Here is a 20,780-nt window from a genome sequence, read left to right as displayed (position 1 = left end):
AGCGGCAATTAATCGGGCCGGCCGAGAAGATCAAGAAGCTCGCGCATCTGGCGACGGGATTTTAGCTGAAGGACCGGCACGTTGGGGCCATATGCGGCGATGCCCGCGACGAGGCGCGGCGCAAATTTCTCCTCGAAGGTCCAGATGAAGCGGAGGAATTCCAAATCGACCTTCTCGATACAGCCCGGCGCCATTTCGGGGCGAGTGCGGCCGATCCATTTCGCCCACCGGCTGATTGCGCCCCAGATGCAGACAAGCCGCGGCATGCGGACCCAGACGACGAAATCGGTGCGCGGCAGCCGGATGTCCAAGGAGGACGGGTTCGTGCCGTCCATGATCCAACGTTCTTCGAGGATCCGGCTGGCGATGATATTTCTCTGCTCGACCCTGTCGCGCACCGCCCAGCCGGGAAGCCAGAAAACATCGCAGTCGAGCGAAATGTAGGAAAGCCCGAAGCGCTTGGCGATCTTCAGCGACAGCGTGGATTTACCGCCGCCCGAGCAACCCATGACGAGGATGCGGTGGGCTGTGCGGATATGCTCCGCAGCCTGTTTAAGATCGGTGATCTGTTGACGCGGCGGCAGGTCTGCTCTCTGATCCATCATGCAACTCCCTCGAGCCAGACATGCGTTTCGCCGGCACGATCTTAAGCGCCAAGAGCGGCGAACCGGTTAGCTGCTTTGCGCGATCTTATGATGACGGTGGAATTGACAAGCCCGTGATCGCGAAGTGCTGCCTCGATCAGAGGTGCGGCATCGCGCTCGAAATTCCAGATATAGGCAAGCGCGTCCAGCGAGAGGCGTTCGGGGCAGCCGGCAGGTAGTTCGGGGCGGTTGCGCCCAAAATAACGGAACGCTCTGGAGAGGGCGCCGTAGAGGCATGCATATCTGGACGGCCGAAGCCAGATGACGGCGTCTGCGCGCGGCAGGCGAAGATGGAAGGAACTGAGGCCGGTTCCATCCATGATCCAGCGTTCTTCCGCCACGGCCTTCGCGATCAGGCGGTCGATCTCGTCGCGCGGTCTCTTTCGCCAGCCCGGGAGCCAGTAGAAGTCGCGGTCCATGGAAATGTAGTCAAGGTCGAGCGCTTGCGAGAGCCGCTTTGCGAGCGTGCTTTTGCCGCTGCCGGGGCAGCCGATCACCAGGATACGGTCGGCTTCGGCCAACGCCGATTTCAAACCGAATTTGACCTTCATCATCGCCCTCAAGATGCGACACCTCGGCCGAGGAGATCGGCGAGGCCGGCCCCTCATCCGGCTGCCGCCACCTTCTCCCCGCTTGCGGGGCGAAGGGGATAGGCCGCAACCTCTCGGTTCCCCACCAACCTCTCGCAGGGCACGTCCCCTCGCCCCGTTTACGGGGAGAGGGTTAGGGGCAGCCATTGGCGCGAACCAGGCAGCTGTGGCACAAGCTCGAGCAGCCGAAAGCATGGTTTGGTCGACTTTATCAGCAGTGTGATAAAGCAAGCGCGAAATCTTACTCGGCTGCCATCAACAGCTTCTTCTCGCGCGCCGCTCTCAGCCGCGCGAAGTCGTCGCCGGCATGGTGCGAGGAGCGGGTCAGGGGGCTGGAGGCGACCATCAGGAAGCCCTTGCTGTAGGCGACGGTCTCGTAGGACTTGAACTCGTCGGGGGTGACGAAGCTTTCGACCTTGTGGTGCTTGCGGGTCGGCTGCAGGTATTGGCCGATCGTCAGGAAGTCGACATCGGCGGTGCGCAGATCGTCCATCAGCTGCAGGACTTCGTTTCGCTCTTCGCCGAGACCGACCATGATGCCCGATTTGGTGAACATGGTGGGATCGAGTTCCTTCACCCGCTGCAGCAGGCGGACGGAATGGAAGTAGCGGGCGCCAGGGCGAACCGTCAGATAGTTGCCAGGCACCGTTTCCATATTGTGGTTGAAGACGTCGGGCTTGGCGGCGACGACGCGTTCCAGCGCACCGGGTTTCTTCAGAAAGTCGGGCGTCAGGATCTCGATCGTCGTCATCGGCGAGGCGGCGCGGATTGCCCAGATTACCTTTTCGAAGTGTTCGGCGCCGCCGTCCTCCAGGTCGTCACGGTCGACCGAGGTGATGACGACGTGGCTGAGGCCCATCTCCTTGACCGCCTTGGCGACATTCTCTGGCTCGGCCATGTCGAGCGCATTTGGCTTGCCGGTGGCGACGTTGCAGAAGGCGCAGGCGCGGGTACAGATCTCGCCCATGATCATGAAGGTCGCGTGCTTCTTGTCCCAGCACTCGCCGATATTCGGGCAGCCGGCCTCCTCGCAGACGGTGACGAGTTTGTGCTCCTTCACGATCGCGCGCGTCTCGGCATAACCCTTGGAGGTCGGCGCCTTGACGCGAATCCAGTCCGGCTTGCGCATGACTTCGGTATCGGGCCGATGCGCCTTCTCCGGATGCCGCACGCGCTTGGCGTCGGGATTGATCGTATCGAGGATGGTCACCATTGCAGTTTCAGCTTTCTACCGCCCCTATGCGGCACATCATCTAAAGCGCATCGCGTCAAACCGGATTCATGCGACACTCTTTAAGTCTTTGTTTTATGCAAGTCGTTATCCCAAAACCGCGCACTTTTGGGCGACATGCATTAGCGCCGCACCAGCCGCGCAAGGAATATCAACAAGCAGGCGCCGAGGAAACCCGTCACGAAATAGCCGAGCCGCCCGCCGACCACCGCGAGATGAAACTGCGCGAGGATGGCGCTGGCGACGACCGAGCCGACGATGCCGAGCACGATATTCAGGAAAATCCCGTATCGCGCTTCCATCAGCTTGCCGGCGAGCCAGCCCGCAAGCCCGCCGATGATGATTGCCGAAATCCAGCCGACGCTTTCCATGCCCTGCCCTCAGTTGCTCTTCAAGCGACCGCTCTCGCGATCAGAACCACGATAATGGCGCCGACGGTGGCGTGGATGATCTGCACGACCAGCGCGTTTTCAATGCCCAGCGAAATGCCGAGCGCGCTGAACAGATAGCCGCCGACGAAGGCGCCGATGATGCCGCTCAGCAGGCACCTTATCAGCCCGCCGCCACCGACGACCAGGCTTGCGAGGAAGCCTGCAACCAGGCCGATCAGCAAAAACACCAGCAACGCCTGCGTCTCCATAGACATGATGATTTCCTTTCGTTTTTTCCACCCCAGGGGGATAACTTTGCCACCCTGGGATAGAGGGCGGCGGGGGAGATTATCAAGCGTTCAGGACGCGGCCGTAAGCATCGAGCACCGCTTCCTTCATCGTTTCGGACACAGTCGGATGCGGGAAGATCGTGTGCATCAGCTCTTCCTCGGTCGTTTCGAGGTTCATCGCGACGACGAAGCCCTGGATGAGCTCGGTGACTTCGGCGCCGACCATATGGGCGCCGAGGAGCTCGCCGGTCTTCTTGTCGAAGATCACCTTCACCATGCCCTGGTCTTCGCCGAGCGCAATCGCCTTGCCGTTCGCCGCGAAGGAGAAGCGGCCGACGCGGATGTCGCGGCCCTGCTCCTTGGCCTTCGCTTCGGTGATGCCGACGGAGGCGACCTGCGGATTGCAATAGGTGCAGCCCGGGACCTTGCCCTTGTCGGTCGGATGGACATTCGGCAGGCCGGCGATCTTTTCGACGCAAACCACGCCCTCATGCTCTGCCTTATGCGCCAGCATCGGCGGACCGGCGACATCGCCGATCGCATAGATGCCGGCGACATTGGTCTTGCCGTAACCGTCGATGACGACGCAGCCGCGGTCGGTCTTGATGCCGAGCGCCTCGAGACCGAGGTTTTCGATATTGCCCTGAACGCCGACGGCCGAAATCAGTCGGTCGGCAGTGATCTGCTGCACCTTGCCATCGGCCGTCTCGACATGAGCGGTGACGCTGTCGGCGGCCTTCTCGACCTTCGAGACCTTGGCGCTGGTGAAGATCTTGAGGCCGCGCTTTTCAAGCTGCTTGCGGGCGATCGCGGTTATCTCGGCATCCTCGACCGGCATGATGGTCGGCATGACTTCGACGACCGTCACGTCGACGCCCATCGAGCGATAGAAGCTGGCGAATTCGATGCCGATCGCGCCCGAGCCCATGACGATCAGCGACTTCGGCAGCGCATCCGGCTTCAGCGCCTCGAAATAGGTCCAGATCAGCTTGCCATCTGGCTCGATGCCGGGCAGCGCGCGCGGGCGGGCGCCGGTGGCGATGATGATGTGTTTGGCGGAATAGGTGCCCTCGCCGCTCTTGACGTTTTTCGGCAACGGATGCTGCGGCTCGACGACCGGCTTCGACGGCTTGCCGACGACGATCTCGCCGGGCTGAGCTCCAGCCGAAGCCTTGGTGATCTTCGCTTCGCCCCAGATGATGTCGATCTTGTTCTTCTTCATCAGGAAGCCGACGCCGGCATTCAGGCGGGCGGAGACGGCGCGCGAGCGGCCGACGACGGCCTTGGCATCCGGCTTGACCGTGCCTTCGAGAACGAGGCCGTAATCCTTGAAGTGATTGGCGTGGTCGAGCACCTCGGCCGAGCGCAGCAGCGCCTTGGTCGGGATGCAGCCCCAGTTCAGGCAGATGCCGCCCATATGCTCGCGCTCGACGATCGCGGTCTTGAGGCCGAGCTGGCTGGCACGGATGGCAGCGACATAGCCGCCGGGACCCGAACCGATGATGATGACGTCGTAGGATTCAGCCATGTGTTTCCTGCCTTTGTTACGCTGCGCCGCGGGTCATGAGCACCCACGCGTGTCTCTTGCTGTTGTCGAAGAGCGGCACGGCATCGGCGCGCGCAGCCTCCAGGAATCCGTTTCTTTCATAAAGCGACAAAGCCGCTTCGTTATCACTTGCGGTAATGAGACTGACGGGGCGGCGATCGGCCCTTTCGATCTGATCGTCCAGCAGCCTGCGTCCGATGCCGATGCCGCGCAGATGGCGATAGACGCCGAGACTGCCGATGAACCAGCTTCCGACCACCGTTTTCTGCAAGGCGAGCATCGGTGCGGTCGCCGGAATCGTCGCTTCGATATCGCCTATGCCCTCACCCAGCGCATGGCCAATCGCCACACCCGCGACCTCGCCATAGGCCTCGGCAATGACCGCATCCCGCCAGCCGCCGACAGCCTCCTCCTCGCTCATCTTCAGCCGGCCCCGCTCCAGCGGCGTGTCGCTCACGCCGTTTTCCACACCGGCAAACCAGAGCCAGGAGGCAAAACCGCGCGATGCGATATCCGCCAGAATCGCCAGCTCCGAGGCATCCCGCAGTGAGGCCTGCCGGAGGGCGATGAAGGAGGTCATGGTCAGATCCCCAGCATTATCCGCACGATCGATTCCAGCCCGCGTCCGAGCGCACGCGTATTCTCCGCATCGAGGTGAATACCGTCGATCGGTGTGGTCTTGGCGACCGAATTGCCGTCGAAGAAGCCACAACCGAGTTCGTCGGCAAGATCACGATAAAGCGTGGCAAACTTTGCCGATTCCTCGATGCCGCCGGGAAACGATGCGGCGAAGGGCACATTGCCCGTCGCGCGGATCGCCGGGGGCGCCACGATCAGAATCTCCGGTCCATCGAATTCGAAGGGCCAGGCGTGATTGCGGATCAGCCGCACGAGCCGGCTGATGCCCTGGCATGCGGCAAAGGCCGAGCCTGCAACGACCGGCTTCATGTCATTGGTGCCGAGCAGAAGGATGACGAGGTCGAGCGGCGCATGCGTCTGCAGGATCGTCGGCAGGATGCGCGCACCGTTGCGGTCGCAATCGGCGAGATGGTCGTCGAAAGCGGTGGTGCGACCGTTCAGGCCTTCGGCGATGACACGGGCCTCACCGCCGAGCGCTGCCTGAAGCACGCTCGGCCAGCGATTCTTGTAATCATGACGGCCGATCGTCTCAGCGTCATAACCCCAGGTCAGCGAGTCACCATAGCAAAGAACGGTCTTGGTCATTTCCGCCTCCGCGCCGCTATCAGACAAGCATGCCCATCGGGTTCTCGATGTAGCCCTTGAAGGCCTGGAGCAGCTCGGCGCCGAGCGCGCCATCGACGCAGCGATGGTCGGTCGAGAGCGTGACTGACATCACGGTGGCAATCACCATTTCGCCCTTCTTGACGACGACCCGCTGTTCGCCGGCGCCGACCGCGAGGATCGTTGCATGCGGCGGGTTAACGACGGCTGCGAAGTTCTTCACGCCCATCATGCCCATGTTTGAGACCGAACTGGTGCCACCCTGATATTCCTCAGGCTTCAGCTTGCGGTCCTTGGCCCGCTTGCCGAGATCGCGCATCTCGTTGGAGATCGTCGACAGGGTCTTTTCCTCGGCCTTGCGGATGATCGGGGTGATCAGGCCGCCTGGGATCGAGACAGCAACGCCGACATCGGCGTGCTTGTGCTTGACCATGTTGCTGTCGGTCCAGGAGACATTGGCATCCGGAACGTCGCGCAGCGCCAGCGCCATGGCCTTGATGACCATGTCGTTGACCGAAAGTTTGTAGGCCGGAGCGTTGTCCTTCCGCGGAGCCGCATCGTTCAGCTGGGCGCGCAGCGCCAGCAACGCATCGAGCTCGCAATCGACGCTGACGTAGAAATGCGGGATCGTCTGCTTGGATTCGACCAGGCGCCTGGCAATCGTCTTACGCATACCGTCATGCGGCACGAGTTCGTAGGAGCCCGGTTCGAAGAGCTTGAGCACGGCTTCTTCGGACGCGCCTTTCGGCGCGGCGGCCGGAGCCGGCGCGGCGGAGGCTTGCGGAGCGGAAGCAGCCGCAGGGGCTGCGGCCTTGGCGCCACCACCGGCAACGGCGGCTTCGATGTCGCTCTTGACGACGCGGCCATGCGGGCCGGAGCCTGCGACAGCCGAAAGGTCGATACCGGCTTCCTTGGCCAACCTGCGGGCAAGCGGCGAAGAGAAGGTGCGGTTGCCATCAGCCGAAACCGATGCGGGCGCAGCGGTGGTGACAGGTGCTGCAGCCGGAGTGGACTGCGTCGAAGCCGGTGCAGCCTCGGCCTTCGGCGCAGCTGCGCCGTCTGCCTTAGGTGCCGGAGCGGCGGAACCCGCACCGCTTGCCGCAGCGGAGACATCCTCGCCATCGGCGGCGAGAACCGCGATCAGCGCATTGACCTTGACGCCTTCGGTGCCGGCGGCAACGACGAGCTTGGCGACCGTGCCTTCATCGACGGCTTCGACTTCCATCGTCGCCTTGTCGGTCTCGATCTCGGCGATCACATCGCCAGACTTGACCTTGTCGCCTTCCTTGACCAGCCATTTGGAAAGATTGCCTTCTTCCATGGTCGGAGAGAGGGCAGGCATCGTTATATTGATCGGCATCAGCGGCCCTCCCTGAGCGAATTGGCAACGGCGAGTTCAAGCTGCCGCCCGCCAATCGACTTTCCAATTGTGCGTGCCAATATTAAATTGAACGCGAAAAAACCTGCGATCACACCGCTAATAGCGCCGCCCCATTGAAGAAACGGAACCATCGTCTCCCGCGGTATGCCGGCAAATCCACCCGCGAATCCGAAAACGAACCCAAAAGCTGCGCCGGCAACAAAACCGCAGATGACACTGAGTAAAATCGACTTCCAGTAGATCGACCAGGCAATGCGCCTGACATCTTTCATCACGGCCATCGCCCGCCCCTTATTTGTAGCAAACAGCCTTCACCGCATCGACCACTTCGCCGACGTTCGGAAGGGCGAGTTTTTCGAGATTGGCGGCGTAAGGCATCGGCACGTCCTTGCCTGCGATCGTCAGGATCGGCGCATCGAGATAGTCGAAGGCCTGCTGCATGACGCGGGTGGCGATTTCGGTGCCGACCGACGACTGCGGATAACCTTCCTCGACGGTGACCAGGCGGCCGGTCTTCTTCACCGATTCGATGACGGTCGGCAGGTCCATCGGGCGGATGGTGCGAAGGTCGATCAGTTCGACGTCGATGCCGATCTTCTCGAGTTCGGCGACAGCCTTGGTCGCATAGCTCATGCCGATGCCGAAGGAGACCACGGTGACGTCCTTGCCCTGACGATGGATGCGGGCCTTGCCGATCGGGAGAACGAAATTGTCGAGCTTCGGCACATCGAAGTGCTGGCCGTAGAGAATTTCGTTTTCGAGGAAAATGACCGGGTTCGGATCGCGGATCGCAGCCTTCAGCAAGCCCTTGGCGTCGGATGCCGTATAGGGCATGACGACCTTCAGGCCGGGAATGGCGCTATACCAGGCAGCATAATCCTGGCTGTGCTGGGCGCCGACGCGGGCAGCCGCACCATTCGGGCCGCGGAAGACGATCGGAGCGCCCATCTGGCCGCCGGACATATAGAGCGTCTTGGCGGCGGAGTTGATGATCTGGTCGATCGCCTGCATGGCGAAGTTGAAGGTCATGAATTCGACGATCGGGCGAAGGCCGGCCATTGCGGCGCCGACGCCGACGCCGGCAAAGCCGTGCTCGGTGATCGGCGTATCGACGACGCGGCGTGGGCCGAATTCCTGCAGCAGCCCCTGCGTGACCTTGTAGGCACCCTGATATTCGGCGACTTCCTCGCCCATGACGAAGACGTTTTCGTCGGCGCGCATTTCTTCGGCCATGGCGTCGCGGAGCGCTTCGCGCACGGTCGTCGACACCATTTCGGTGCCGGCCGGGATTTCGGGGTCGTTCGGAACGACGGCCTTCGGCTCGGCCGGAAGCGGTGCGGAGGCAGAACCGGTGTTGGTCGGCTTCTCTTCCTGGGCAACTTCCGGAGCTGGCGCGGCGGCCGGCTTGGCGGCGGAAAGATCCGCGGCCGATTCGCCGTCCTGCAGCAGCACGGCGATCTTGGTGTTGACCTTGACGCCTTCGGTGCCGGCATCGACGAGCAGCTTGCCGATGACGCCTTCGTCGACGGCTTCGACTTCCATCGTCGCCTTGTCTGTTTCGATTTCGGCGATCACATCGCCTGAGGTGACCTTGTCACCTTCCTGCTTCAGCCATTTGGACAGTGTGCCTTCTTCCATGGTCGGAGAGAGGGCGGGCATGAGGATATCGATAGGCATGGGTTCCCTCCCCGATTAGAGCAGAATGTCGGTATAGAGCTCGGATGCATCCGGCTCCGGATCGGCCTGGGCGAAGTCGGCGCTGTCGGCGACGATGTCGCGGACATCCTTGTCGATCGCCTTCAGATCGTCTTCGGAAGCCCAGCCCTTTTCGACGAGGCGTGCCTTCACCTGTTCGATCGGATCCTGCTCGGAGCGCATCTTCTGCACTTCCTCTTTGGAGCGATACTTCGCCGGGTCGGACATCGAGTGACCGCGATAACGATAGGTCAGCATTTCGAGGATGATCGGGCCTTTGCCAGAGCGGCAATGTTCGAGCGCCTCGTCGGCCGCCGCCTTGACGGCGCGAACGTCCATGCCGTCGACCTGAATGCCCGGGATGCCGAAGCCGGATCCGCGAAGCGAGTAGTTCGACTGCGCGGTGGCGCGGGCGGTCGAGGTACCCATGGCGTAACGGTTGTTCTCGACGATATAGACGATCGGCAGCTTCCAGAGAGCAGCCATGTTGAAGCTCTCGTAGACCTGGCCCTGGTTGGCAGCGCCGTCGCCGAAATAGGCGATGGAGACATTGTCGTTGCCGCGGTAGCGGTTTGCAAAGGCAAGACCCGTTCCGAGCGAGACCTGGGCGCCGACGATGCCGTGACCGCCGTAGAAATGCTTCTCTTTCGAGAACATGTGCATCGAGCCGCCCTTGCCGTGGGAATAGCCGCTGCGGCGCCCGGTCAACTCGGCCATGACGCCGCGCGCTTCCATGCCGGTTGCCAGCATATGGCCGTGGTCGCGATAGGCGGTGATGACCTGGTCGCCTTCCTTCTGCGCCATCTGCATGCCGACGACGACAGCTTCCTGACCGATATAGAGGTGGCAAAAGCCGCCGATGAAGCCCATGCCGTAAAGCTGGCCAGCCTTCTCCTCGAAGCGGCGGATCAGCAGCATCTCGCGATAGGCCTTGAGCTCTTCATCGCGATCGAAGTCGGCTACCGGGCCTCCATTCGATGCTTTGGCTGCCGGTTTTGCTGCAGTTTTGCGGCTGGAAACGGTCGCGGTCTTTCGCGGCGCCATTCAACCCTCCCTATGGGTTTGTCGTTTCTTGGTGGCGCGTACCATAGGGAAGAAATATGACCACAGCAATGCCATAATTGCATGGCTCGTATTCGGTGCTAAATTATTGGAAAAACAATGAAAATTCCAATTAACTTGTTTCCGGTTAATTGGAATAATGGTTGAATACGACGATCTCGTCGGCGCGCGACATGTTGAGCTGATAACGCGCTTTTTCGTCCAACATATCCTTGTCGAGCGAGCCGTCACTCAAGAGCGCGACCTGGTTTTCCAGATGTTCGCGCTTCGCCTTCAAGACCGCAAGCTCTTTTTCACGCGCGACACGCTGATGCTCGAACGTCTCCGTCGCGCGCAGGCCGTAATCGCCATGAATGCAATGATAACCGAAATAGGAGAGGAAGGCGACCGTCATGGCCGGAATGACGAAGCGACCGATCTTTCTCTTCTTATGATGCTTTGTCCACATACACGCATGCTCTTGAACGCATTACCAATTCGTTCAATCTAACGCGCAGAGATTAACCGTTCGTTGACTCTAAAAAACGGGCAACAAAAAACCCGCGCCGGGAAGGCGCGGGTCAAGCATTGAAAATCAGATCCGATCAGCCGCGAATGATCGAGCGGCCAGCATACTGGGCCTGCGGGCCGAGGCCTTCTTCGATACGGATCAGCTGGTTGTACTTGGCAAGACGGTCGGAACGTGACAGCGAGCCGGTCTTGATCTGACCGCAGTTGGTGGCGACCGCGAGATCGGCGATGGTCGAATCTTCGGTCTCGCCGGAGCGGTGGGACATGACGGCGGTATAGGCCGCCTTGTGCGCCGTGTTGACGGCATCGAGCGTCTCCGTCAGCGTGCCAATCTGGTTGACCTTGACGAGGATCGAGTTGGCGACGCCCATACGGATGCCGTCGCGAAGGCGGGCGGAGTTGGTGACGAAGAGATCGTCGCCGACGAGCTGGGTCTTCTTGCCGGCCAGGTCGGTCAGCGTCTTCCAGCCGTCCCAGTCGTCTTCGGCCATGCCGTCCTCGATCGAGATGATCGGATACTTGGCGGCGAGCTCGGCCAGATATTCGGCCATGGCGCCCGATTCCAGCGTGCGGCCTTCACCTTCGAGAACGTATTTGCCGTCCTTGAAGAATTCCGTCGAGGCGCAGTCGAGGCCGAGGCACATGTCGTCGCCGGGCTTGTAGCCGGCTTTCTCGATCGACTTCATGATGAAGTCGAGGGCCTCAGGCGCGCTCTTCAGGCCCGGTGCGAAACCACCTTCGTCGCCGACATTGGTGTTGTGGCCCTGCGCGGCAAGTTCCTTGCGCAGCGTGTGGAAGACTTCCGAACCCATGCGCACGGCTTCGGCGATCGAATCGGCGCCGACCGGCAGGATCATGAATTCCTGGAAATCGATCGGGTTGTCGGCATGGGCACCACCATTGATGATGTTCATCATCGGCACCGGCAGCAGGCAGGCGGAAGCGCCGCCGACATAACGATAGAGCGGCAGGCCGGACGCCTGGGCGGCAGCCTTGGCGACGGCGAGCGATACGCCGAGGATGGCGTTGGCGCCGAGGCGCGACTTGTTCGGCGTGCCGTCGAGCTCGATCATGATGTTGTCGATCTGGATCTGATTTTCGGCGTCGATGCCGCCGATCGCGTCGAAGATCTCGGTGTTGGCGGCTTCGACCGCCTTTTCGACGCCCTTGCCGAGGTAGCGCTTGCCGCCGTCACGCAGTTCGACCGCCTCATGCGCGCCCGTCGAGGCCCCCGAGGGAACGGCCGCGCGGCCCATGCTGCCATCTTCGAGATAGACATCGACTTCGACGGTGGGGTTGCCACGGCTATCGAGAATCTCGCGGGCGATGATATCGGTGATTGCAGTCATGGGTTCTTCCTGCTCGGTGGGTGATAAGTCGGTTCGAAACCTGTCTTAGTCGAAGACGTGCAAATTACAATGCTGCAATTTCCAGCCTTCGAACCAGCTTTCCCGGCCTATAGCACGATCATGTCAGACTGTTGAACGTCAAGCCTTGGCGACCGCATCGAAGGCAAGCAGCTTTTCAAGCAGGCGCGGCATGTCCTTGAGATAGACCATGTTCGGGCCGTCGGAAGGTGCATTGTCAGGGTCCTGGTGGGTTTCGACGAAGACGCCGGCAATACCGGCAGCCACCGCTGCGCGCGCCAGGGTTTCCACGAATTCCCGCTGACCGCCGGAGGATTCGCCCTGCCCGCCTGGCTGCGCCACGGAATGGGTCGCATCGAAGATAACGGGCGCACCCATCGCCGCCATGATCGGCAGCGAGCGCATGTCGGAAACCAGCGTATTGTAGCCGAATGAGGCGCCGCGCTCGCACAGCAGCACATTCGGATTGCCGCTGGCATTGAGCTTCTTCAGGACGTTCTTCATATCCCAGGGGGCGAGGAACTGGCCTTTCTTGACATTGACGACGCGGCCGGTCCTGGCGGCGGCGATAAGAAGGTCGGTCTGGCGGCAGAGGAAGGCCGGGATTTGCAGGACATCGACGATCTTTGCCACCTCCGCGCATTGCTCGGCGGTATGAACGTCGGTCAGGACGGGAAAACCGAATTCCTTCTTGAGGTCGGCAAAGACCTCCATGCCCTTTTCGATGCCGATACCGCGTTCGGCCGAAAGCGAGGTCCGGTTCGCTTTGTCGAAGGAGCTCTTGTAGACGAGGCCGATGCCGAGCTTTCCGCAAAGCTCTTTCAGCGTGCCGGCAACCATGAAGGCGTGGTCGCGGCTCTCCATCTGGCAGGGACCGGCAATCAGCGACAGGCGGCCGGTATTGGAAAAGGTGACCTGGCCTTGGCCTTCGCCGATCCTGACTTCGGAATTCGTATCAGTGCTCATCGTGTTTCCTCGAAGGCGAAGAGCGTGCCCTGCCCGGGCGCGGACTTCACCAGAATGCGATTGTTCTTGCGCGTGTATGTCACCCCGTTAGCAGCCAAATGCGCTTCTGTCACGGCAAGATCGGCGACAGTGAAGAGGATTGCTCGGCCGCGCAGACCCCGATCGGCGGATGAGCCGGCGATGTCGAAATAGGCCTCCAGCCCCTCCGGCGTCATCAGGCTGATTTTCGTATTCGATGCCGCGATATTGACGCCGAAACCGGTTTTCTCGACTGCCGATTGCGCCACGGCAAGGCTGACGAAGGCAGCAAACGCGGTCGGTTCCGGCGCGCAAAGCGCGATCTCGGTTATGGCGGTTACGCCATTGGCATGTGTCTCCAGCGCGGCGCGGTCGGCCGGCAGCGGATTGACGCGCTCGACGGTGAAGAGCAGGAGATCAGGCGCGCGCAGGTCGCCGGCAAAAGCCAGCTTGAAGCCGGCAATCGTCTCGGAACCGTCCGGCATCGTCATCGGCCGGGTGAACTGCAGCATCTCGCCGGCGCTCGATCCGTTGCCGACGAAATTCTGATGATCGATGCCGGCATCCTTGCTGCCGAAAGCCAGCCCCGAAAGCCCCTCCTCGCCACAGCGGAAGCGGAAGGCCTGGTTGCGGGCAGTGAAGACATTGCCTTGCCGCGCCGATGCCTCGCTCTCCTCGATGCTCGCAATCCCGAGCGGTTCCAGATAGGTCTTGTCGGCAAAAAAGACGCAGGCATTCTCCGTTCCGAAGGGATGGCGTGCATCGGCGGCGACGGTGAAGCCGAGCTTGCCGAGCCTCTCGCGCGCCAGATCGATATTGACGATCGGCAGCACGATATGATCCAGCGGGTGCGGTTTGGCGGAATGCTCGTTCATGTGTCCCTCCTGGAAACGTCGAAAGATGTGCGACAGCGCCACCCTCAATGCAAGACTTGCGTCCCAATCCGGCGAATGAAAATAAAAATCGCAACGAGTTGGCGCCAAGTTTTACGGAAATTTAGCTACTTGCGGAACACATATGGAACATATAGTGTCTGTTCTGGATTTGTTTCAATCACGAGGTCACAACGTCGATGCTCACGCGCAAACAACAGGAGCTTCTCCTTTTCATTCATGAGCGCATGAAGGAATCCGGCGTTCCGCCATCTTTCGACGAGATGAAGGATGCCCTGGACCTCGCCTCGAAGTCCGGGATTCATCGCTTGATTACGGCGCTCGAGGAGCGTGGCTTCATTCGCCGCCTACCGAACCGCGCCCGCGCGCTCGAGGTCATCAAGCTTCCGGAGGCCTACAGCCCCAGCATCCAGCCGCGGCGCGGCTTTTCGCCGAGCGTCATCGAGGGCAGCCTCGGCAAACCTCAGCCGGTCGCCGCCCCTGCTCCCGCAAAACCCGTCGCCGACAACGGCAACTCGGTCTCCGTGCCGGTCATGGGCCGAATCGCTGCCGGTGTTCCGATTTCGGCGATCCAGAACAACACCCATGACATCGTCGTTCCGGCCGACATGCTCGGTTCCGGTGAACATTATGCGCTGGAGGTCAAAGGCGATTCGATGATCGATGCCGGCATCTTCGACGGCGACACCGTGATCATCCGCAACAGCAGCACCGCAAGTCCCGGCGATATCGTCGTTGCTCTCGTCGACGACGAAGAAGCGACACTGAAGCGCTTCCGCCGCAAGGGCGCCTCGATCGCACTGGAGGCCGCCAACCCGGCTTACGAGACCCGGATTTTCGGGCCGGACCGTGTCAAGGTTCAGGGCAAACTCGTCGGTCTCATTCGCCGCTATCACTGACATTGGCCAGGCCGGATTCGGTAAAACTGTTGCTGCGCCAGTCATAGGCGCGATGGCGCATCCATGGCCGCGATAATGCATCGAATGCGGTTGCGACCTCCAGGCCGGCGTCCGTGAAGCGCAACTCAATGGAACCGGTCCTGCGCAGCGTCTCACCGGTGAAGAGCGTCGCACCTGAGCGGCAGCTGTTGAAGCGAAGGCGGACCGACGTCACGACGATATCGGCGGCGTCGCATGCCGGGCCGAGATAGGCGGCATTCTCGATGACGGCCACGATATGACCATTGCCAAGCCTTGATGTGCACCAGGCCTTCTTGACGCAGGAAAAGCGGTTTGCGTCACCGTCCGCTGCGGCGGCGCGCATCGCGGTCCTCGCTTCGTTCTGCTGATCGCGGGAAAGCCTGACGCGGCGGTCCTCTCCCTCCGGCGGGATAGCAGGACCGTCCAGCATCTTCGGCGGATCATGCTTCGGCAGGACCAGGGCTCTCTGCCACTGGTCGAATATGAAATCCGGCGGTTTTTCACGGTTGGAAGCCATTGCTGCCGTTTCGACCACCGCCACGAGACTGCCATCCTCCGAAATCACCAGATCCGGCGGCCGAGGAACCGGCAGAAGCAACAGGATGAGCGTCGAGACCGCGATGATCGATGCGCCGACATGGCGCAACCGCGTGCGGAGCAAGGTCAGCAACAAAAAGCCTGCCACGGCGACCGCGAAATACCAAGCGGGCAAGCGGCCGACGTCGATATTGCCATCCCAGCCGGACACCGTCTTTGCGACCGCGATCACCAGATCGAGGCCGAATCCGACGACCTTCCAGGGCAAGACGTCCAAGCCGAAAGGCATGAGCAGCATCGCCAGCAAGCCGGCCGGCATGATGATGAAGGAGATGATCGGCATCGTCGCGAGGTTTGCCGGCAAGCCATAGGAGGTCAGACGATGAAAATGCTCGATCGCAAACAGCGCGGTGGAAAAACCGCCGATCAGCGAGGTCAGGAAGACGCCGCCGAAGAAGCCCGCAACGGTAACGAAGGGCCTGATGATCGGCAGCTTCAGGAAAGCGTTTTCGCGGACCCGCCGATCCTTCCACAGCTGATAGCCCGAGACCAGCGCCAATGTCGCGGCAAAAGACATCTGGAAGCTCGGACCCAAGACCTCGGACGGCGAAATGACAATGATGACGAGCGCGGAGAGAGCGACATTGCGAAGGCTGATCGACGGCCGGTCGAAGAAGACGGCAATCAACATGATGGCCATCATGATGAATGCGCGTTCGGCAGAAACCGCAAAGCCGGAGATCAGGAAATAGGCGGTGACGGCGATGAGCGCGCCGGCGGCGGCGATCTTCTTCGTCGGATAGGCCTCAGCGATGCCGGGAAAGAGGCTGAGCAGCATCCGCAAGCCAACGAAGAAGATGCCGGCCGACAGCGCCATGTTGAGACCGGAGATGGCGATGATATGAGCCAGACCGGACTGGCGCAGCGCCTCCGTCGTCGCATCCGAGATGGCGCGCCGCTCGTCCGTCACCAGAGCAGCGGCAAAAGCGCCGGTGTCGCCGGGCAGGATCGACCTTATGCGGTCGCCAATGCCGCTGCGGAGACGATAGAGCCCTTCGAGCAGCGTTTCCGCCGTCGATCTTGCAGCCTGGGGACCTGCCTGCGCATCGACCTTCGTCGGTGCACCGTAGAAGAAACCGTTGGCGCCGATGCCGTCGAAATAGGCACTGAAGGAGAAGTCGTTGAGCTCGGGAAGCGCTGGGCCCGCCGGCGGCGTCAGCCGCGCCCTGCCAGTGATGATATCGCCGATCTCGAAGGCCGCGTCCGCGCCGCGGGCGATTGCGGTGATGCGTTCCGGCGGCCGCTTCACCTGTGGCGCCTCAGTGCCGGTGACGGCAAGAATGTAGCGCCACCGCCCGCGACCGTCGCCTTCGCGCCGCTCGACGCGGCCGGTCACCGTTGTCGTCACGGCGGAATCGAGGATCACGGTGGAAGCCCGCCAGCTCTCGAACTGCGCGGTGACCATTCCGCAGGCCACGAGCGAAAGCGCCAGCAGCGCTGCCCGCAATACCGCCCGGCTGCGGCTGGTAATGAGAACCGCCAAGGTCAACACCAACAGGCAGAGCAGTGATGCTACGAGCGGAAAATCCGATGCCGCGAGAAACCAGACGGCTGACCCGGCGCCGAGGAAGACCGGCGAGAACAGCAGCAGGCGGCCATGGTCCGCCTCCTCGCCCAGCATGCGCATGCCGGCACGCAGCAAGTGCGAGGCTGCGGCCGGCAGCCGGTGGCGCAATGGTGTCGCCGACTGCGTCCTTGTCGGTCGCGTCACCACGACAGGCGGAGAAAAACCGGAGGAGTCGGCAAGGCCTTCGCCTGCTTCCGGCCGCAATTCGACTGTCGTCAACTCCTGCATGAACCGCCCAAGCCCAAACCCGCGAAGACGGCCAGAATGCAACCTCCATTCAAATCCGGCAAGAATAATCGATTGAAATGTGAGGGAAAATCGCGAGAGCCAAAAGGCCAGTCGAATCATCAGCTTCCGATATGCGTGCGGCTCATCGCTGCAGTGCCTAAAAGATGATACCGCAATGCACAAAATGCCGTCACGGTAACTTGGCATTAGCGTCGCGATCATATAGCTATCGGTGAGGACGCTTAACCCCTATGGCGCTTTTATGGCGCCACCGCCATTTCGGAGGATCAGCATGACGGATCAAAGCGCTACAATAAAAATCGGTGACAAGTCTGTCGACCTTGCCGTCAAAAGCGGCACGATCGGCCCGAGCGTCATCGATATCGGTGCTCTCTACAAGAACACGGCTTCCTTCACGTACGATCCGGGTTTTACCTCGACCGCATCCTGTGAATCGAAAATCACCTACATCGACGGCGACGAAGGTGTCCTGCTGCATCGCGGCTACCCGATCGAGCAGCTCGCCGAGCACGGCGACTTCCTCGAGGTCTGCTACCTCCTGCTTTACGGCGAACTGCCGACCACCGTGCAGAAGAAGGATTTTGATTACCGCGTCACGCACCACACCATGGTGCACGAGCAGATGAGCCGCTTCTTCACCGGCTTCCGCCGCGATGCGCATCCGATGGCCGTCATGTGCGGCTGCGTCGGCGCGCTGTCGGCCTTCTATCACGACTCCACCGACATCACCGATCCGCACCAGCGCATGGTCGCCAGCCTGCGCATGATCGCCAAGATGCCGACGCTTGCCGCCATGGCCTACAAGTACCATATCGGCCAGCCCTTCGTTTATCCGAAGAACGACCTCGACTACGCCTCGAACTTCCTGCGCATGTGCTTTGCCGTGCCTTGCGAGGAATACGTGGTCAATCCGGTGCTTGCCCGCGCCATGGACCGCATCTTCATCCTGCACGCCGATCATGAGCAGAACGCCTCGACCTCGACCGTCCGCCTCGCCGGTTCGTCGGGCGCCAATCCGTTCGCCTGCATCGCCGCCGGCATTGCCTGCCTCTGGGGGCCCGCTCACGGCGGCGCTAACGAAGCAGCCCTCAACATGCTGAACGAAATCGGCACGGTCGACCGCATTCCGGAATATGTCGCCCGCGCCAAGGACAAGAATGATCCGTTCCGCCTGATGGGCTTCGGTCACCGCGTCTACAAGAACTACGATCCGCGCGCCAAGATCATGCAGAAGACGACGCATGAAGTGCTCGGCGAACTCGGCATCAAGGACGATCCGTTGCTCGAAGTGGCGATGGAGCTGGAGCGTATCGCGCTCACCGACGAATATTTCATCGAGAAGAAGCTCTATCCGAATATCGACTTCTATTCCGGCATCACGTTGAAGGCGCTGGGCTTCCCCACAACCATGTTCACGGTGCTCTTCGCGCTCGCCCGCACCGTCGGCTGGATCGCGCAGTGGAACGAGATGATCGAGGATCCGGAACAGCGCATCGGCCGGCCGCGTCAGCTCTATGTCGGCGAACCGAAGCGCGACTACATTCCGGTTTCGAAGCGCTGATCGCTTCAGAACGAACTCAAAAGAAAACCCGGTCAGAAACGACCGGGTTTTTTCTTTTTCAGCACGTCGAGAAGGATCTCGGCAGCGTGTTCGCCGGGCGGCTTTTCGGTCTGCATGCGCTGCCAGATGAGATCGTAGCCTTCCTTCATCGCCTTCAGCTGATAGGTGTCGGCCGACAGCCTTTCCATCCAGCGCGCGAGGCTTGCGCCGCGAACGACGTCGTTCAGATATTCCGGGACGACCGCGTAATCGGCGATCAGGTTCGGCAGCGCGCCGGTCCAGGTCTTGATACCCGATGTCAGCATGCGCATGATCCAGTCGACCTTGTAGGCGGAGACGACGGGAACATCTGCAAGCGCCAGTTCAAGAATAACGGTTCCGGATGCCGCCATGGCTGCATCGGCCTCGGCAAAGGCTTTCCATTTTGCTTCTGCGCCGACGACGATCTCCGGCTTTACCCCCCACCCCGCCGTCATCTCGCGGATAAGCGCCTCCTTGTGCGTCACCGTCGGCAGAACGAAGCGTGTCGGCCCGTTGCGGGTGACGAGTTCGTTCGTTGCCACCTCGAAATAGGGCAGAAGTTTCTGGATCTCGGAGGAGCGTGAGCCGGGAAGAAGCAGGATCGTGCCGTTGCCGGGTCGCCTTCCCACGCGCAGGCGACGTGTCTCCAGCAGAGCGGGGTCAGCGACCAGACGATGCCCGACATAGGTTGTCGCCGGGCCATTGAGGCGTTGCATCGTTGCCGGCTCGAAGGGCAGGACGGCGAGCACATGATCGACATAGGCGAGCATGCGCGTGGCGCGATATTCCTTCCAGGCCCAGACGCTCGGACAGACATAATTGACAACGGGCAGATCGGGGAGCGCGGTGCGGACCCGCTTGGCGACGCGATGGGTGAAATCCGGGCTGTCGATAATCAGGAGAATGTCGGGCCTTGCGGCAATGATGGCAGCCGTCGTCTGGCGGATCAGCGCGTAGAGTTTCGGCAGCCGGCTCAGCACCTGGGTGATGCCCATGATCGACAGCTCGGAGAAATCGAACAGGGATCTCAAGCCTTCGGCCTGCAGCCCCTCGCCGCCGACGCCGACGAGTTCCACCGGCCCGCCGTGAACCCGCTTCAGTGCGGCGATAAGATCGGCACCGAGCAGGTCACCGGACACCTCGCCGGCAATGACGGCGATTTTCAGCGGCGCCCCGTTCATTCGAGCCCCCATGCCGGCAGGCCGCGATCGATGCCGCAGACGAAAAGCCCGGCCTCATCGGCGGCTTTGATGACGGCGGCGCGATCGAGCACCAGCGAGCGGCCGGCCTCGACGGCGACGCCGGCAAGGCCGGCTTTCCTCGCGTTCATGACCGTGGAAACGCCGATCGCCGGCAAGTCGGCGCGGATATCCTGCTGCGGCTTGCAGAGCTTGACCAGCGCGCCGCGGCGACGCGGCGAAATGCGTCCGGCGGCTCTGAGACCCGTGACACGGTCCAGCATCTCATCCGTGCCCTCCAGACCCTCGAGCGCGACGACGCGCCCGCCGATGCTGACAGCACCCTGCCCGACGTCGAGCCGGCCCAGCATGTCGGCGGCCTCGGCCGCCCGGCTGATATCGCGCCGGTCTTCCTCGCCGGGTGCTGCAGCGCCAAGCGGGCCGACGGAGGCAAGAAGGTCGGGGGCGATTTCATGGGCGCCGACGACGCGGCGGCCGTTTCCCTCGATCAGCCGGATCACCATCTGCAGCACCGTGTCGTCGCCACCGGACAGCAGCGTACGGATGGCGGCCGGCACCTTCATCAGAATGCGCAGCGTCGGGCGCACCTCACGCCATTCCGGCCGACGGCGCACGCTGCCCGACATCACCACACGGCCGATGCCATAACGGTTGAGCAGCCCATCGAGGGCTGCGAAATCGCCGATAGCGATGACGGCATGGTCATAACCTTCCCAGCGCCGGTCGCTTTCATCTTTCAGTGCGACGATGACGGGATTTTCACCCGCCGCGCGCGCAGCTTCGGCGACATAGGAAGGCAGAAGACCGCCGCCGGCAATGATCGCCAGCCGGCCCGCAGCGGTGTCGCCGGAAAAAGTCAC

General features: G+C 61.7%; 21 protein-coding genes. 2 read left to right on the top strand and 19 right to left on the bottom strand.

What is annotated here, in order from left to right:
- Window positions 1–8 precede the first annotated feature (8 nt).
- The 16 genes from B5P46_RS23440 to B5P46_RS23365 all read right to left on the bottom strand — a co-directional run bounded on the left by B5P46_RS23440 (window position 9) and on the right by B5P46_RS23365 (window position 13,788).
- On the bottom strand, window positions 9–605 hold the full coding sequence (locus tag B5P46_RS23440) for an AAA family ATPase (RefSeq protein ID WP_129420804.1): 597 nt from the start codon (window positions 603–605) through the stop codon (window positions 9–11).
- Between the two features lie 41 nt (window positions 606–646).
- Window positions 647–1,195, bottom strand: coding sequence for an AAA family ATPase (locus tag B5P46_RS23435; protein WP_129420957.1), 549 nt, complete (start codon window positions 1,193–1,195; stop codon window positions 647–649).
- Window positions 1,196–1,475: 280 nt separating this feature from the next.
- Window positions 1,476–2,447, bottom strand: coding sequence for a lipoyl synthase (gene lipA / locus B5P46_RS23430; protein WP_003559117.1), 972 nt, complete (start codon window positions 2,445–2,447; stop codon window positions 1,476–1,478).
- A 140-nt stretch (window positions 2,448–2,587) separates the two neighbouring features.
- On the bottom strand, window positions 2,588–2,836 hold the full coding sequence (locus tag B5P46_RS23425) for a GlsB/YeaQ/YmgE family stress response membrane protein (protein ID WP_129420803.1): 249 nt from the start codon (window positions 2,834–2,836) through the stop codon (window positions 2,588–2,590).
- 20 nt (window positions 2,837–2,856) lie between these two features.
- Entirely contained in the window at window positions 2,857–3,111 is a 255-nt protein-coding gene (locus B5P46_RS23420; RefSeq protein ID WP_003539329.1) for a GlsB/YeaQ/YmgE family stress response membrane protein, read from the bottom strand.
- A 76-nt stretch (window positions 3,112–3,187) separates the two neighbouring features.
- Entirely contained in the window at window positions 3,188–4,654 is a 1,467-nt protein-coding gene (gene lpdA, locus B5P46_RS23415) for a dihydrolipoyl dehydrogenase (protein ID WP_129420802.1), read from the bottom strand.
- A 16-nt stretch (window positions 4,655–4,670) separates the two neighbouring features.
- Window positions 4,671–5,252: a GNAT family N-acetyltransferase gene (locus B5P46_RS23410; RefSeq protein WP_129420801.1), complete on the bottom strand. Its 582-nt coding sequence runs from the start codon at window positions 5,250–5,252 to the stop codon at window positions 4,671–4,673.
- Between the two features lie 2 nt (window positions 5,253–5,254).
- Window positions 5,255–5,896 carry an SGNH/GDSL hydrolase family protein gene (locus B5P46_RS23405; RefSeq protein ID WP_129420800.1) on the bottom strand — a complete coding sequence of 214 codons (642 nt, stop codon included), beginning with the start codon at window positions 5,894–5,896 and terminating at the stop codon, window positions 5,255–5,257.
- A 19-nt stretch (window positions 5,897–5,915) separates the two neighbouring features.
- On the bottom strand, window positions 5,916–7,274 hold the full coding sequence (locus B5P46_RS23400; protein ID WP_129420799.1) for a pyruvate dehydrogenase complex dihydrolipoamide acetyltransferase: 1,359 nt from the start codon (window positions 7,272–7,274) through the stop codon (window positions 5,916–5,918).
- Entirely contained in the window at window positions 7,274–7,576 is a 303-nt protein-coding gene (locus B5P46_RS23395; RefSeq protein ID WP_129420798.1) for a hypothetical protein, read from the bottom strand. Before B5P46_RS23395 ends, B5P46_RS23400 begins: the two co-directional genes overlap by 1 nt.
- 10 nt (window positions 7,577–7,586) lie before the next feature.
- Window positions 7,587–8,972 (bottom strand): pyruvate dehydrogenase complex E1 component subunit beta, encoded by a 1,386-nt coding sequence (locus B5P46_RS23390; RefSeq protein ID WP_129420797.1) that lies wholly within the window; start codon window positions 8,970–8,972, stop codon window positions 7,587–7,589.
- A gap of 15 nt (window positions 8,973–8,987) precedes the next feature.
- Window positions 8,988–10,034 carry a pyruvate dehydrogenase (acetyl-transferring) E1 component subunit alpha gene (pdhA, locus tag B5P46_RS23385; RefSeq protein WP_129420796.1) on the bottom strand — a complete coding sequence of 349 codons (1,047 nt, stop codon included), beginning with the start codon at window positions 10,032–10,034 and terminating at the stop codon, window positions 8,988–8,990.
- A 145-nt stretch (window positions 10,035–10,179) separates the two neighbouring features.
- Window positions 10,180–10,500 carry an FtsB family cell division protein gene (locus B5P46_RS23380; RefSeq protein ID WP_017964158.1) on the bottom strand — a complete coding sequence of 107 codons (321 nt, stop codon included), beginning with the start codon at window positions 10,498–10,500 and terminating at the stop codon, window positions 10,180–10,182.
- Window positions 10,501–10,636: 136 nt separating this feature from the next.
- Complete coding sequence (gene eno, locus B5P46_RS23375) at window positions 10,637–11,911, bottom strand: phosphopyruvate hydratase (RefSeq protein ID WP_129420795.1); 1,275 nt, start codon at window positions 11,909–11,911, stop codon at window positions 10,637–10,639.
- A 138-nt stretch (window positions 11,912–12,049) separates the two neighbouring features.
- The gene (kdsA, locus tag B5P46_RS23370) at window positions 12,050–12,895 is read right to left on the bottom strand and encodes a 3-deoxy-8-phosphooctulonate synthase (protein WP_129420794.1); all 846 of its coding nucleotides are present in this window, start codon (window positions 12,893–12,895) and stop codon (window positions 12,050–12,052) included.
- A complete protein-coding gene (locus B5P46_RS23365) occupies window positions 12,892–13,788 on the bottom strand; it encodes a VOC family protein (RefSeq protein WP_129420793.1) in 897 nt (298 codons plus the stop codon). Before B5P46_RS23365 ends, kdsA begins: the two co-directional genes overlap by 4 nt.
- 197 nt (window positions 13,789–13,985) lie before the next feature.
- Between B5P46_RS23365 and lexA the strand changes: the two genes are divergently transcribed.
- Complete coding sequence (gene lexA, locus B5P46_RS23360; RefSeq protein ID WP_129420792.1) at window positions 13,986–14,705, top strand: transcriptional repressor LexA; 720 nt, start codon at window positions 13,986–13,988, stop codon at window positions 14,703–14,705.
- Here lexA and B5P46_RS23355 read toward each other — a convergent pair.
- Window positions 14,686–17,118 (bottom strand): ComEC/Rec2 family competence protein, encoded by a 2,433-nt coding sequence (locus B5P46_RS23355; protein WP_129420791.1) that lies wholly within the window; start codon window positions 17,116–17,118, stop codon window positions 14,686–14,688. The genes lexA and B5P46_RS23355 overlap by 20 nt on opposite strands.
- Window positions 17,119–17,410: 292 nt before the next feature.
- On the opposite strand from B5P46_RS23355, the gene gltA reads away from it, so the two are divergent.
- Entirely contained in the window at window positions 17,411–18,700 is a 1,290-nt protein-coding gene (gltA, locus tag B5P46_RS23350; protein ID WP_003539304.1) for a citrate synthase, read from the top strand.
- A 32-nt stretch (window positions 18,701–18,732) separates the two neighbouring features.
- Here gltA and lpxB read toward each other — a convergent pair whose 3' ends face one another.
- Window positions 18,733–19,902, bottom strand: coding sequence for a lipid-A-disaccharide synthase (lpxB, locus tag B5P46_RS23345; protein WP_129420790.1), 1,170 nt, complete (start codon window positions 19,900–19,902; stop codon window positions 18,733–18,735).
- Window positions 19,899–20,780 carry an LpxI family protein gene (locus B5P46_RS23340; protein WP_129420789.1) on the bottom strand — a complete coding sequence of 294 codons (882 nt, stop codon included), beginning with the start codon at window positions 20,778–20,780 and terminating at the stop codon, window positions 19,899–19,901. Before B5P46_RS23340 ends, lpxB begins: the two co-directional genes overlap by 4 nt.

It is taken from the genome of Rhizobium leguminosarum (genome assembly GCF_004123835.1).
GTDB lineage: Bacteria > Pseudomonadota > Alphaproteobacteria > Rhizobiales > Rhizobiaceae > Rhizobium > Rhizobium leguminosarum_M.
This window is presented reverse-complemented; position numbering and strand designations above follow the sequence as displayed.